Below are 14,450 nucleotides of genomic sequence, written 5' to 3'. Positions count from 1 at the left end.
AACGCATGCTGTTAATACTGCACCCGGACATTGACCATCAGTCAGATGAATACAAAGCCACGCTACTCCACCTCAATGCGCTGCCCGGCGTGACGGTTAAAGAACACGTGGTTCAGGGCCAGCAACAGCAACTGACAGAAATCTATCTGATCGGCGAAACCAAGCCACTAGATACGGCTGACATGGAAGCATTGCCCGCAGTTGAGCGTGTCATCCGCATCTCCGAAGAGTATCGCATCCTCGGACGCCATCACGACGACCAACGAATCAGCGGCTTTGATTACCAAGGGCTGCGCTTCGGTCAGGACACGCTGCACGTTTTCGCAGGCTTGTGCGCAGTGGATAATCCCGAGCACGTCGATATTATGATGAAGACACTGGCCGACAACGGCCAGCGCTGCACCCGTATGGGTGCATACAAGCCGCGCACCAATCCCTACGCATTCCAGGGGCATGGCAAGGGTTGCCTTCCGTACGTATTTGAACTGGCCGGAAAGCACAATATTGCTGCGATTGCGATGGAAGTCACCCATGAGTCTCATATTGAAGAAATTGATACCTGCCTGGAAAAATGTGGCCGCCCAACCGGGGTCATTCTTCAAATTGGCACGCGCAACACTCAGAATTTTGAACTGCTAAAAGCCATTGGGCGCCAGCAACGCTATCCAGCCCTGTTGAAACGCGGTTTTGGTATCACCCTGAACGAATCGTTGAATGCTGCGGAATACCTCGCCAGCGAGGGCAATACCCAGGTTATATTCTGCCTGCGCGGCATGAAAAGCGATTTCGGCGCACCGCACCGCAATATGGTGGATTTTTCCCACATTCCCGTGGTGAAACGACTGACACGCATGCCGGTGTGTATCGATCCGTCACACTCGGTTGGTACTCGCGACCTGAGCCCCGACGGAGTCATGGATATCTGCCACGCTACCGCCCAAGGCGTGATCGCCGGTGCCAATATGATTCTCGTGGACTTTCACCCAGCACCGCCGAAAGCATTGGTCGATGGGCCCCAGGCTATGTTGCTCAGCGAGCTTCCTAAGTTCCTGGCCGACGTTGCACTGTGTCGGGAAACCTATGAGAAGCGTCGTGCGCTCTGGCAATAACTCCAGCTATCGCCGTCTCCTACTGCTTTGCGTACTGGCGCTGAGCGCGAGCGGTGCCAGCTACGCCAGCACCATCAACCTGGGTGACACCGAGCAGACACGCTTCGAGCAAATCTACCTGACACTTGAGAGCGCCTCTGAAAACACCCGGCGGCGACGTATCTCTGTCGTGGAAGCTCCCGTCGATCCTGCCGTGTTCACCCGATTGCGCCGTGTAAAAAGCAACGGTCGCGAATCCTTTAGTAACGCCACGCTGATCGCCGGGGGAGATTGCTACTGGATCGCATCAACTGCTGGTCACAGCGTGCTTGACCAGCGCTTCAGCCGACTCGCAAATCGCGCAGATATTGAGGTAGAACTCCCCGATGGCAGCTGGGTAAACCCGGAGGAAATTGCCGCTAGCCCCCGCCTGAGCTGGAACAGCGATGAAATCGACGACTGGGCCTTGCTGGTATTGCGCGCACCGCGCTGTCAGTTCAATGACAGCCATCGCTTTGCCAGTACCCTGCCCTACCTGCCGACGCAGCCACTTGATCGGCAAGTTCTCGACCAATGCCGTCGCGATGTGCAGTTTATGTGCTACCACTTCGATCAAGGGGTGAGCAAGGGTCAGCGCATGTTGGAAGAAAACTGTGAGTTACTGAGCATAGAGCGCACCGAGGGTCACACAGGCTACGCAAGCTGCAAGGTAGACTACGGCGTTTCCGGCTGTTCTCCGGTCTGCATCCGCGGCGATGTGTGGATCAATCTGGGCGTCTTCTCAAAGGGATTGAAGCGACACGCCAGCGACACTTTTCCGCAGCCGGTGGCAGGCTTTCGGGTCATGGATGGAGAAATCGCTGACGTATTGCGGGAACTGAAAAGAAAGTACAAGCTTAACTGAGACCGGCTATTTCCCCTGCGACGCAGCGGCCTGGCCGCCTGCGCACAGGAGAGGTCTTAGCTGGCGTCGTAAAAATTACCGTTCGACCCTGCCGCTTTCGCCGCCTTCTCAGTTTCTTCCTCGCACTTTTTCGGATCATTGCCGCACAGGTCGCAGATATAATCCGGGTCACCCAGCGCATTACCAACGCCCCCGCAGGAGCCTTTGATGGGCTTGCGCCCCATCAGTACACCAATGGCCATAATCGTCACCAGAAACAGCATGACAACAAATGTAACGAGTAACATCTTCATACAATCACCTCTCCTCTACCATACGCCCTAGTCGAGGTAGGGTTCAAATGCTTTGCTCCAGCGGGTTTCAAAGCCACTATCGGTTTTCTCAATCACAAAAATCGCGAGATTGTGAGTTTCCGCGAGTTTCAGTGCCTTGTCCCCACCCAGCACCAACAAACCGGTAGCCAGGGCATCGGCATAGGCAGCGTTTTCTGCAATCACAGTCACGGACGCGGTGCGGTGCTTGATCGGATAGCCGGTTTTGGGATCAAGGGTATGGGAGTACCGCGTCCCGTTATCCTCGAAATAATTGCGATAGTCACCAGATGTCGCCAGTCCCACACCACTGACTCGAATCGCCTGTTGCACGCCGGCGGCAAGGCCCTGAGGTTTTTCAATGCCCACACGCCAGACATCGCCACGAGCACTTTGACCTGCGGCGCGGATTTCACCGCCAATTTCCACAAGGTAGTTCGCCACGCCCTGGCGCTCCAGCCACTGCGCAACCATATCCACGCCGTAACCTTTGGCGACACCCGATAGGTCTACCGTGACCGGTTGCTTAATCTTGATACGAGGCTCAGTCAGGTCCAGCTGCAGATGCCGAAAGCCCGTCTCTTCCAACGCCGCATCGATCGCACTCTGTGAAGGCACATGTTGCCGACGGCGTTCAGCACCGAACCCCCACAATTCCACCAGCGGCGAAATCGTTACATCAAAGGCTCCGCCGGTCAGCCAATTGACCTCAAGACTGATCAACAGCATATCCGACAGGGTATGACTGATATCGTGCCAATCCTCTAGCGTCATCGCCGACAGCGCATTCACTTCCGATTTCGGCTCGTAAGTTGACGCTATTTGATTGAACGCCTGTAGCAACGCATCAAGCTGTTGCTGTGCCGCCTCTGCCTCGAAGTCCCCCGGGGCCATCAAACTGATGTTGTAGCGCGTACCCATGGTATCGCCGCTGAGTTTGACCAGTTCCGGCTTTTGACTGCAGCCGGCTATAACGAAAAAGAGCAGCCCGAGGGCTGCCCTTTGCAGTATCGATGAAAACAAATCAGCCACCGAAGTCATCCAGCAGAATATTGTCTTTCTCAACACCGAGATCTTCCAGCATTTTGATACAAGCTGCGTTCATCATGGGCGGTCCGCACATGTAGAACTCACAGTCTTCCGGTGCTGGGTGATCCTTCAGGTAGTTATCGTACAAGACCTGGTGGATAAAGCCTTTCAGGCCGTTCCAGTTGTCTTCCGGCAGCGGATCTGACAGCGCCAAATGCCACTTAAAGTTCTCGTTCTCTTCCGCCAGCTTGTCGAACTCTTCGACGTAGAAGGCTTCGCGCATAGAGCGGGCACCGTACCAGAACGAAATCTTGCGGGTGCTGCTGAGTCGCTTGAGCTGGTCAAAGATATGCGAGCGCATTGGGGCCATACCGGCGCCACCGCCGATAAACACCATTTCAGCATCGGTTTTCTTGGCGAAAAACTCACCAAATGGACCGTAGACCTTCACCTTGTCACCGGGCTTCAGGTTGAATACCCACGAAGACATGATACCGGGAGGGACTGTCAGGTCACTCGGATGCGGAGTCGCACAGCGAATGTTGAATTTAACGATGCCCTTCTCTTCTGGATAGTTGGCCATTGAGTAAGCGCGAATCGTCGTCTCGTTGCACTTGGATTCGAGATCCAGGAAACCGAACTTTTTCCAGTCATCCAGATACTCTTCCTGAATATCGAAATCCTTGTACTTCACCAGATGCGGAGGACATTCCAGCTGCACGTAACCGCCGGCGCGAAAATCTACATTCTCACCCTCAGGCAACCGCAGTGTGAGTTCTTTGATAAAGGTCGCCACATTGGGGTTGGATTCAACCGTACACTCCCACTGCTTGACCCCAAAGACCTCTTCAGGGATTTCAATTTTCATATCCTGCTTGACTGGAGTCTGACAGGACAGGCGCCAACCCTCACGGGCTTCGCGCGGTGTAAAATGAGCTTCCTCGGTCGGCAGCAACGAACCGCCACCTTCACTCACAATACATTTGCACTGGGCGCAGCTGCCGCCGCCGCCACAAGCAGATGCCAGGAACAGGTTGTTGGAAGCCAATGTACCGAGCAGCTTGTCGCCTGCAGGTACTGTGATGGTCTTCTCGCCATTAATCTCGATATTCACATTGCCCGAGCTAACCAGTCTGGAGCGGGCAAACAGGATCACCGCCACCAGCGACAATACAACCGCGGTGAACATGGTGACACCGAGAATGATTACTGTATTCACTACGTCAGTCTCCTCTCGGTTACAGGTCGATGCCGCCGAAGGACATAAAGCCCAACGACATCAAGCCAACGGTGATGAAGGTAATACCGAGACCACGCAGGCCTTCGGGAACATCACTGTATTTCATTTTCTCACGAATTCCCGCCAGAGCAACGATGGCCAAGGCCCAGCCTGTGCCAGCGCCAGCGCCATACACCACGGATTCGCCAAGGTTGTAGTCGCGCTCTACCATAAACAGGGAAGCCCCCATAATGGCACAGTTAACCGTGATCAGCGGCAGAAACACACCCAGTGCGCTGTAAAGCGCGGGCACATATTTGTCCAGAAACATTTCCATGATCTGAACAATGGCTGCGATTACACCGATATAACTCAGCAAACCAAGAAAACTCAGGTCGACGTCAGGGTATCCGGCCCAGGCCAGAGCACCATCGGCCAGCAGATTGGTGTATATCAGGTTGTTCACCGGAACCGTAATGGTCAACACCACGATTACAGCGATACCCAAACCAATGGCTGCTTGAATCTTTTTCGAAATTGCCAGGAAAGTACACATGCCGAGGAAGAACGCCAGGGCCATGTTCTCGATAAAAACCGAGCGTATAAAGAGGCTCAGATAGTATTCCATTTACACGGCCTCCTGTGCACGGGTATTGGAGCAAATCTTGAATTCAGGCTCTTCCACCTGGTCAGTTTTCCAGGCACGCAGCGCCCAGATAAAGAACCCAATCAGGAAGAATGCACTGGGTGGCAACAGCATCAGGCCGTTAGGCACATACCAGCCACCATTGTTTACGGTTTCCAGCAGCTGGACACCGAAAAGGCTGCCGGAGCCGAACAGCTCACGGAAGAAGGCGACGAACAGGAGCACGACACTGTATCCCAGACCATTGCCCACACCATCAACAAAGCTGGCAACGGGGCCGTTTTTCATGGCAAAGCCTTCAGCGCGGCCCATGACAATACAGTTGGTAATGATCAGGCCAACAAACACCGACAGCTGTTTACTGATGGTGAAAAAGAAGGCCTTGAGTAGCTGATCTACCACGATAACCAACGAAGCGATAATAACCATCTGCACGATGATTCGAATGCTGCTGGGAATATGATGGCGGATACTTGAAACCGCCATACTGGAAAAGGCTGTAACAGCGATAACCGATACGCACATCACTAGGGTAACTTTCATGCTGGAGGTAACCGCCAGCGCACTACAAATACCCAGAATCTGCAAGGCAATCGGGTTATTGTTGAATACCGGTCCCGTGAGGGTTTCCTTCATCGACACGATTACGCCTCCCCTGACTTCAAGTTAGCCAGAAACTGTTTGTATCCCATTTCACCCATCCAGAACTGCACCAGGTTGGTGACCCCGTTACTGGTCAGTGTCGCGCCCGACAGGCCGTCTACTTTATGTTCGGAACCGTTTTTGTCGGGGTCAACAGCACCCTTGACTACGCCAAGAGCAACCTGACCATTGTCGTAAACCTCTTTTCCCTGCCACAGCGATTTCCACTTGGGGTTGTCGACTTCGCCGCCAAGCCCTGGGGTTTCGCCATGCTCATAAAAACCAAAGCCAGCGACAGTATTGAGGTCAGATTCCAGCGCCAGAAAACCGTACAGCGTCGACCACAGGCCATAGCCGTGAACCGGCAGAATGATCTTTTCGAGCTGACCGTTAGTCTCTACCAGGTAGACAATGCTGTAATTCTCACGGCGCGAAATATTGGCCTGATCGTCGGCATCGCTCAGATTGGTTGATGTTTTCGGGTTTTTGGCAATTTTGCGCTGCTCAAAGTTTTTCGGGTCAAACTGGTCGGTATATCTGCCAGTTGTCAGGTCAACAATACGCGGCGTGATCTTGGAGGCGTATTCCTCTTCAATCTCAGCGTCACTCTGACCTGGCTCAAGCATACCTGCCGCCGCCAAAATATTACTCTTGCGGTCCAGCGCCTTGTTTTTCACCTGCGCTGGTTTCAACAGTACCGCTGCACTGGATACCACCAACGAGCAGACGATACACAGCGCAACGGCGACCAGCAGCGTTTTCTTGATAGTGTCGTTACTAGCCACGCGCGAGCCTCCGCTTGATGTTTGCTTCTACAACGAAGTGATCGATCAGAGGCGCAAACAGGTTAGCGAACAGAATCGCCAACATCATGCCTTCTGGGAAGGCTGGGTTTACGACACGGATCAGAACCACCATCACGCCAATCAATGCACCAAAAATCCACTTACCGGTATTGGTCATAGACGCTGACACAGGATCAGTAGCCATAAAGATCATACCGAAGGCAAAACCGCCAATGACCATATGCCAGTACCATGGCAGTTCAAACATGGGATTGGTAGAACCGACGTTGTTAAACAGGGTCGACAGCGCGATCATGCCCAGCATAACGCCGGCAACAATGCGCCATGAGGCGATGCGGGTCCACAATAGGAAGGCACCGCCGATAAAGATAGCCAAAGTAGACGTTTCACCAATAGAACCCGGCATCAAACCGGTAAAGGCATTCCACCAGCTGAGACTGCTCTGCAGCGCGGCCAGACCATCGCTGGCGGCAATTGACAGTGCCGTTGCGCCGGTAAAGCCATCTACGGCTGTCCATACCGCGTCGCCACTCATACTCGCCGGGTAGGCAAAGAACAGGAAGGCACGGCCGGTCAGCGCCGGGTTAAGGAAGTTTTTGCCGGTACCGCCAAACACTTCCTTGCCAACCACAACACCGAAAGTGATCCCAAGCGCCACCATCCAAAGTGGAATGCTGGGCGGACAGGTCAAGGCAAACAGTATGGAGGTAACGAAGAAACCTTCGTTAACTTCGTGGCCACGCTTCATGGCAAACAGCACTTCCCAAAAGCCACCAACCACAAAGGTGACAAAATAGATCGGCGCGAAGTACCAGAAGCCGTACCAGAAATTATCCCACCAACTCGCCGGGTCGTTACCCGCCAGTGCGGCGATCAACGGTGTACGCCAGTCGGCGTTCATGGCCGCGCCGGTTTCCAGCAATATGGAGTTGGCCTGATAGCCAACGTTCCACATGCCGAAGAACATCGCTGGGAAGGTACAGAACCACACAGTAATCATGATGCGTTTCAGGTCAATGCCATCGCGCACGTGAGCCGTCGTCTTGGTTGTCGACGACGGAGAATAAAAGATGGTATCGACCGCCTCATAGAGGGCGTACCACTTCTCGTAACGGCCGCCCTTGTGAAAGTGCGGCTCCATAGAATCGAGTAATTTACGCAACGCCATCATTAACCCTCATGTTCGATGCGCGTGAGGTTCTCACGCAGAATCGGACCGTATTCGTACTTGCCCGGGCACACGTAAGTGCACAGAGCCAGATCTTCTTCATCCAGCTCCAATGCTCCCAGTGATTGCGCCATCTGGGTGTCACCCACAATCAGCGAACGCAGCAACTGGGTCGGCAGAATATCCAGCGGCATAATGTTTTCATACACGCCTACCGGAACCATGGCACGTTCACTACCGTTGGTGTTGGTGTTGAAATTGAACAGGCGCTTGGGTGCAAACTGGGACAGATAAATGCGCAGCGTGGAGTGTTTCTGGGTGCCCGGTGACAGCCAGCCCATAAACTCGCGCTCAGTGCCTTCTTTCAACACACTGACCTGCGTGTGGTAGCGACCCAAATAGGCAACGGGACCACGTGCAGTGCGGCCGCCCAACACAGAACCGGAAATAATGCGGTTGTCCTCAGCTTTTACCTGCCCGGCAACCAATTCTTCCAAATGCACACCAAGACGGGTACGCAACAAGCGTGGGTTATCAACCTGTGGGCCAGCCAGTGCCACTACGCGCTCTGTCCAGAGGTTGCCGGTAGTTAGCAACTTACCGATGGCAATCACGTCCTGGTAGTCCACTGTCCAGGCGACTTGCTTACTGGATGCCCCCAGCAAATAGTGTACGTGGGTGCCCGGCAGACCTGCCGGATGCGGACCGGCAAATTCCTCGGTGGTAACGCCTGCAGCTTCGGGGATATCAGCACCCGGTGCCTTGCAGACAAAAACCTTACCGCTCAGACGCGACAGCGCTGCCAACCCACTGACGAAATCTTCACGATATTCGCCAATAACCACCTGCGGATCGCCTGCCAGCGGTCGAGTGTCCATGGCATTAACGAAAATCGCAGCGGCCTTTGCATCGAGCGCCGGCGTTTTGCTGAACGGTCGGGTTCGCAACGCACACCACAAACCGGATTCCACCAGCTTGTCGCGAAGCGCGCTTTCTTCCAGTGAACCGATCTGGCCAGCGTCAACCTTCCCGAAATCAACGTAGTCGTCTTCCTCTACGTCAATAACGACAGATTGCAGCACACGACGTTCACCGCGATTAATCGCCGAAATCACACCGGTTGCCGGCGCGGTATAGCGCACCCCAGGCGTTTTCTTGTCGGTAAACAGCAATTGACCGGTTTTAACCCGATCCCCTACCGACACTTCCATAGTCGGCTTCATACCCACGTAGTCGAATCCAACCACGGCCACCGTGCGCACCTTCGGACCAGCATCTATCTGCTGAGCCGGGGCGCCGGTGATGGGCAAATCCAGACCTTTACTAATCTTGATCATCAGCCTGCCTAGCACTCATGTTTGAGAAAGCCAATTGACGCGCAGCGCACGCCATACGTTAGAGGGGGACGACACTCAGCAGCGCTCTGGCGAACCTGGCGCTGCAAACTTGCCGGAGAGTAGTGTACCAGCCGCGAGCTCCCCAGATCGCGACCGGCCATAAATTAACTCTCTTTGGGGTAGATGGCGTAATCTACGCCTGCCATTTTTTCCAGAATACGGTGTACCTGGCAGCTGTAACCGAATTCGTTATCGTACCAACAATAGATCACAGCTGAGCTGCCATTAACAATGGTAGCCTCACTATCGTAGATACAGGCATGGCGCGATCCAACGAAATCGCTGGACACCACCTCTGGCGAGTTTGAGTAATCGATTTGCTTGCGCAGCGGTGAGTGCAGCGCAACCTTGCGCATATACTCATTCACTTCTTCAACGGTAGTTTCGCGCGCGAGGTTGAGTTTCATGATCGCCATGGAAACATTTGGCGTCGGTACTCGAATCGCGTTACCAGTCAGTTTACCCTGCATTTGTGGCAGTACTTTGCCTACGGCTTTGGCGGCACCGGTTTCGGTGAGTACCATGTTCAGCGGGGCGCTGCGACCACGGCGCTTGGCGCTGTGGTAGTTATCAATCAGATTCTGGTCATTGGTATAGGCGTGAACCGTTTCCACGTGACCATTGAGCACCCCAAACTCGTCGTCCAGCGCTTTCAGCGGCGGGGCGATGGCGTTAGTGGTGCAGCTGGCGGCAGAGATGATGGTGTCGTTGTCGCTGATCTCACCGTCGTTGATTCCGTACACGATATTCTTCATATCGCCCTTGCCAGGTGCCGTCAGGATAACCTTGCTGACACCGGGACAGGCCAGGTGCTGAGACAACCCGTCAACATCACGCCATTTACCCGTGTTATCAACAACGATGGCATCTTTAATACCGTATTCGGTGTAATCAATTTCCTGGGGCGAACCGGCGTAGATCACTTTGATTTCGTTGCCGTTGGCAACGAAGGAGCTACGCTCTTCGTCAACCCTGATGGTACCTTTGAACTGACCATGCACTGAATCGCGCTGCAACAGACTGGCGCGCTTCACCAAATCGTCTTCTTTGCCGCTGGGGCGAACAACAACAGCCTTAAGACGAAGGTTCTCGCCGCCGCCGGCCTTTTCGATCAGCAGGCGCGCCATCAGGCGACCGATACGACCAAAGCCGTACAGAATGACATCGCGTGGCTCCCGAGTCGGCTCCGCCGATGTACCGATCAGGTCAGAAACCTGGCTCTTGACGTACTCATCTACGGAGATGCCCTGAGCCTTGCCATCAGTTTCATAACCAACGGCAATCCGGCCTGCATCGATATGGGCAGTACCCAGATCCAGCGTCGCCAGCGACTTGATGACGGGAAAGGTTTCGAATTCGGAGAGCTCGTTTTGCTCCACCTGGCGCACAAAGCGATGCGCCTGCATGATTTCGAGTACCGATTTGTTAACGAGGTTCTGACCGTAGATATAGGTCTTCACATTGTTGTTGCGGTAGAGCTGACCTACTAGCGGTATCATGCCTTCAGCAAGCGCCTCGCGCTCCTTCCAGTCAGCAAAATAGTCAGCCGGACGTGCACGTTTTCTCTCGGTCACGATGGGGTACCCTGTTGATTGCGCGGAAAAATGTGCGCGTATTATCTTTATTCCGCCCCCCAAGTTCAACCGGAACTGCGTGTTTGGGCGATAACAAAGACTTTCGCAGCCCTTGACACCAGCCTTCATTCACCAAAGGCATCAACAGCATTCTGTGAAATTATGGGGTTGGCGCGCTAAAATGCCGCCGCCCTACTCCACTATTCATTGCCAACGGACCCGTTTTACGTGCTGACCACTGGTTTAGACCTGACACTTCGCAAAGGACTCAAGCTACGCCTTGGCTCCGCCCATGCCGCCGCACAAAGCCTATCAGTGGCGGAAATCGCCCAGAATCAGGCATCACCGCTGGTGTTGGTCACCGACAATACCGCGACAGCCTACCGAGTGGAACAGGAACTGCGCTTTTTCGCCCCTGAATTGGACACCCACCTCCTGCCGGACTGGGAGACTCTGCCCTACGACCTGTTTTCGCCACACCAGGACATTATTTCCGAGCGGCTGCGCTGCCTGGCAGAACTACCGAGAATGCGACAGGGCATACTGGTGGTGCCGGTTACCACCCTGCTGCACCGCCTGCCGCCGATGGATTACCTGCATGGTCACAGCTTGCAGCTTCGCAAGGGACAGACCCTCGATCTGGACGCCATGCGCCAAACACTGGAAAAAAGTGGCTACCGACATGTCGATACGGTCTACGAGCACGGCGAATATACACTGCGCGGCGCTCTGCTCGATCTGTTCCCCATGGGCAGCCGGTCGCCCTACCGCATAGATTTATTTGACGACGAGATCGACACGCTGCGAAGTTTCGACCCTGAAACCCAGCGCAGCCTGGAACAGTTTGACAGCGTAGATCTCCTGCCTGGCCGGGAATACCCCCTGGATAACGCGGGCATCAAGGGTTTTCGTGACCGCTGGCACGCCCGCTTTGACGTAGATCACCGCCAGTGCCCAGTTTACCAAGATATCTGTGAAGGGATTGCCAGCGCCGGTATTGAATACTACCTGCCACTCTTCTTTGACACTTGCGCCACCCTCTTCGACTATCTGCCAGACGACACTGCCATTGCCACTATCGCCGGTATAGAGGCGTCTGCAGAGCACTTTTGGAAAGATGCCCGGCAACGTTACGAGCAGCGCGCCGGAGATCGCCAGCGCCCGGTTCTCTCGCCAACAGAGATCTTCCTGACCGTTGACGAACTGTTTGCCCGAATTAAACCGCGGCCCCAGCTGGTTATCCACACTGACCCCCTCCCTCAGGGCACCGGTGGTCACAACCTGCCGTCATCGCCACCGCCGGCGCTACAGATTGACGCCCACGGCGACGACCCTGCAGCGGCGCTACGGCAGTTCAACCAATCCAACCGGGTATTGTTGTGTGCCGAATCCGCCGGCCGTCGCGAAGCGCTGATTGAACTCCTGTCACGTCACGCGATGAAACCCCAGCAAGTGTCCGGCTGGCAGGCTTTTCTCGAGAGTTCCGCCGGATTGTGTGTCACCACGGCAGCACTGGAACACGGCGCAGTTTTGGCCGCCGACAAGCTGGCATTGGTATCCGAAAGCCAACTGTTTGGCCACCACGTGGCCCAAAGTCGACGGCGGCGTAAAGCGACCACGGCAGTTGACCAGGCAGTTAAAAACCTTGCCGAACTGCGCATCGGCGCCCCGGTTGTACACATAGACCACGGCGTCGGACGCTACCAGGGCCTGCAAAGCCTTGAGGTCGGCGAACAGGTAGAAGAGTTCCTGGCTCTGGAATACGCCGACGGTGCCAAGCTCTATGTACCGGTGAGCGCACTGCACATGATCAGTCGCTATAGCGGTGCCGATGAAGCCACAGCCCCACTGCACAGGCTCGGCACAGATCAATGGAGCAAGGCCCGAAAAAAAGCGGCCGAGAAAATCCGCGATGTCGCCGCCGAGCTGCTGGACATCTACGCCAAGCGCGAAGCCCGTACTGGCTACGAATACCAGCTGGAACGTGAAGACTACCTGCGTTTTGCCAGTGAGTTTCCCTTCGAAGAAACCCCCGATCAGGAACAGGCCATCGAAGCAGTACTCAACGATATGCGCGCTCCGCGCCCCATGGACAGGCTGGTCTGTGGTGATGTCGGATTCGGCAAAACCGAAGTGGCCATGCGTGCCGCCTTTGTCGCGGTACAGAACAATCGCCAGGTAGCCATTCTGGTGCCCACTACCCTGCTGGCTCAACAGCATTTTGAATCTTTTCGCGATCGTTTTGCCAACTGGCCGATCACCGTCGACGTTGTATCAAGATTTCGCAGCCAAGCCGAACAAAGCGCAATCATCGACCGGCTGAACGCGGGCAAGATTGATGTACTCATCGGTACCCACAAGCTGCTCAGCAGCGATATCAAATACAAGAATCTCGGGTTGGTCATCATCGATGAAGAGCACCGGTTTGGCGTGCGTCAGAAAGAGGTGCTCAAGGCGCTGCGCGCCGAGGTAGATATTCTGACCCTGACCGCCACTCCGATCCCCCGAACCCTGAACATGTCCATGTCTGGCATGCGCGACCTATCGATTATCGCCACGCCGCCCGCACGTCGTCTGTCGGTAAAGACCTTTGTACGCGAACACGACGACGCCCTGATAAAAGAAGCTATCTTGCGCGAGATTCTGCGCGGGGGGCAGGTGTACTACCTGCACAACGATGTGAAAACCATCGAAAAGGCGGCTCGTGAACTGCAGGAAGACATTCCGGAAATTCGCGTTGCCATCGGTCACGGCCAGATGCGCGAGCGCGAGCTGGAACAGGTGATGAGCGACTTTTATCACAAACGCTTCAATGTGCTTGTGTGCTCAACCATCATTGAAACCGGCATCGACGTACCCAATGCCAACACCATCATCATCGAGCGCGCCGACAAGTTTGGCCTGGCGCAGTTGCACCAGCTGCGTGGGCGCGTTGGCCGCTCCCACCACCAGGCATACGCCTATCTGTTGACACCTCCCGCTCGGCAGATGACCGCAGATGCAGAAAAGCGCCTGACCGCCATCAGTGAAGCTGACACCCTCGGGGCCGGTTTCACCCTGGCCACCCACGATCTGGAGATCCGTGGTGCGGGCGAACTGCTCGGCGATGAGCAGAGCGGCCAGATCAGCTCGGTAGGATTCAGCTTGTATATGGAAATGCTGGAGCGGGCGGTGACCGCCATCAAGGAGGGCCGCACGGTAGACCTTGAAAAGCCGGCCGTGAGCACGGATATCAATCTGCGCCTGCCAGCTCTGATTCCCGACGACTATCTGCCAGACGTACAGGGCCGCCTCATTCTCTACAAGCGCATTGCCAGCGCCGCCAGCGACCATGAATTGAGGGAACTGCAGGTAGAAATGATCGACCGCTTTGGACTTCTGCCAGACGCCACCAAAAACCTGTTCCGGCTAGCCCAGCTAAAACTGGAAGCCGACCGCCTCGGCATTATCAAAGTGGAAGCATCTGCCCAGGGCGGTCGCATCGAATTTTCCGACGAACCCCGGATAGATCCAGCCAATCTGGTCACACTGGTGCAGACCAAACCGGCGCGTTACCGTCTGGAAGGCGCAACGGCATTGCGCTTTTCCGAACCATTGGCTGATAATGAACAACGCTTCGAATTTGTTGAAACCCTGATAAGAGAGTTGGCACCCGCCGCATGAAAA

12 protein-coding genes are annotated in these 14,450 nt (G+C 55.0%); 3 read left to right on the top strand and 9 right to left on the bottom strand.

What is annotated here, in order from left to right; translation table 11 throughout:
• The first annotated feature begins 5 nt into the window (after positions 1–5).
• A complete protein-coding gene (locus AC222A_RS04690) occupies positions 6–1,109 on the top strand; it encodes a 3-deoxy-7-phosphoheptulonate synthase (RefSeq protein WP_372748927.1) in 1,104 nt (367 codons plus the stop codon).
• The gene (locus tag AC222A_RS04685; RefSeq protein ID WP_486774681.1) at positions 1,081–1,992 is read left to right on the top strand and encodes a hypothetical protein; all 912 of its coding nucleotides are present in this window, start codon (positions 1,081–1,083) and stop codon (positions 1,990–1,992) included. The genes AC222A_RS04690 and AC222A_RS04685 overlap by 29 nt, the downstream gene beginning before the upstream one ends.
• A 56-nt stretch (positions 1,993–2,048) precedes the next feature.
• Here AC222A_RS04685 and nqrM read toward each other — a convergent pair whose 3' ends face one another.
• From nqrM to AC222A_RS04640, 9 genes are all read right to left on the bottom strand, one after another.
• The gene (gene nqrM, locus AC222A_RS04680) at positions 2,049–2,285 is read right to left on the bottom strand and encodes a (Na+)-NQR maturation NqrM (protein WP_372748925.1); all 237 of its coding nucleotides are present in this window, start codon (positions 2,283–2,285) and stop codon (positions 2,049–2,051) included.
• 27 nt (positions 2,286–2,312) lie between these two features.
• On the bottom strand, positions 2,313–3,335 hold the full coding sequence (locus AC222A_RS04675; protein ID WP_372764674.1) for an FAD:protein FMN transferase: 1,023 nt from the start codon (positions 3,333–3,335) through the stop codon (positions 2,313–2,315).
• Complete coding sequence (gene nqrF / locus AC222A_RS04670; RefSeq protein WP_372750407.1) at positions 3,328–4,521, bottom strand: NADH:ubiquinone reductase (Na(+)-transporting) subunit F; 1,194 nt, start codon at positions 4,519–4,521, stop codon at positions 3,328–3,330. The genes AC222A_RS04675 and nqrF overlap by 8 nt, the downstream gene beginning before the upstream one ends.
• A 49-nt stretch (positions 4,522–4,570) precedes the next feature.
• Entirely contained in the window at positions 4,571–5,179 is a 609-nt protein-coding gene (gene nqrE, locus AC222A_RS04665; RefSeq protein WP_372760975.1) for an NADH:ubiquinone reductase (Na(+)-transporting) subunit E, read from the bottom strand.
• Positions 5,180–5,833: an NADH:ubiquinone reductase (Na(+)-transporting) subunit D gene (locus tag AC222A_RS04660; protein ID WP_372782997.1), complete on the bottom strand. Its 654-nt coding sequence runs from the start codon at positions 5,831–5,833 to the stop codon at positions 5,180–5,182.
• A gap of 8 nt (positions 5,834–5,841) precedes the next feature.
• The gene (locus AC222A_RS04655; RefSeq protein WP_372782983.1) at positions 5,842–6,624 is read right to left on the bottom strand and encodes a Na(+)-translocating NADH-quinone reductase subunit C; all 783 of its coding nucleotides are present in this window, start codon (positions 6,622–6,624) and stop codon (positions 5,842–5,844) included.
• Positions 6,617–7,813: an NADH:ubiquinone reductase (Na(+)-transporting) subunit B gene (locus AC222A_RS04650; RefSeq protein ID WP_372749458.1), complete on the bottom strand. Its 1,197-nt coding sequence runs from the start codon at positions 7,811–7,813 to the stop codon at positions 6,617–6,619. The genes AC222A_RS04655 and AC222A_RS04650 overlap by 8 nt, the downstream gene beginning before the upstream one ends.
• 2 nt (positions 7,814–7,815) lie before the next feature.
• Positions 7,816–9,150, bottom strand: a complete 1,335-nt coding sequence (locus AC222A_RS04645; protein WP_486774680.1) for a Na(+)-translocating NADH-quinone reductase subunit A — start codon at positions 9,148–9,150, stop codon at positions 7,816–7,818.
• Positions 9,151–9,314: 164 nt separating this feature from the next.
• Positions 9,315–10,787, bottom strand: a complete 1,473-nt coding sequence (locus AC222A_RS04640) for a glyceraldehyde-3-phosphate dehydrogenase (protein ID WP_372749457.1) — start codon at positions 10,785–10,787, stop codon at positions 9,315–9,317.
• A gap of 225 nt (positions 10,788–11,012) precedes the next feature.
• Between AC222A_RS04640 and mfd the strand changes: the two genes are divergently transcribed.
• Positions 11,013–14,447 carry a transcription-repair coupling factor gene (mfd, locus tag AC222A_RS04635; RefSeq protein ID WP_486774679.1) on the top strand — a complete coding sequence of 1,145 codons (3,435 nt, stop codon included), beginning with the start codon at positions 11,013–11,015 and terminating at the stop codon, positions 14,445–14,447.
• The last annotated feature ends 3 nt before the right edge of the window (positions 14,448–14,450 follow it).

This window comes from Litorivivens sp. (assembly GCF_057445395.1).
Note: the sequence above shows the minus strand (reverse complement) of the source record. Positions and strands in the feature narration are given on the sequence as shown.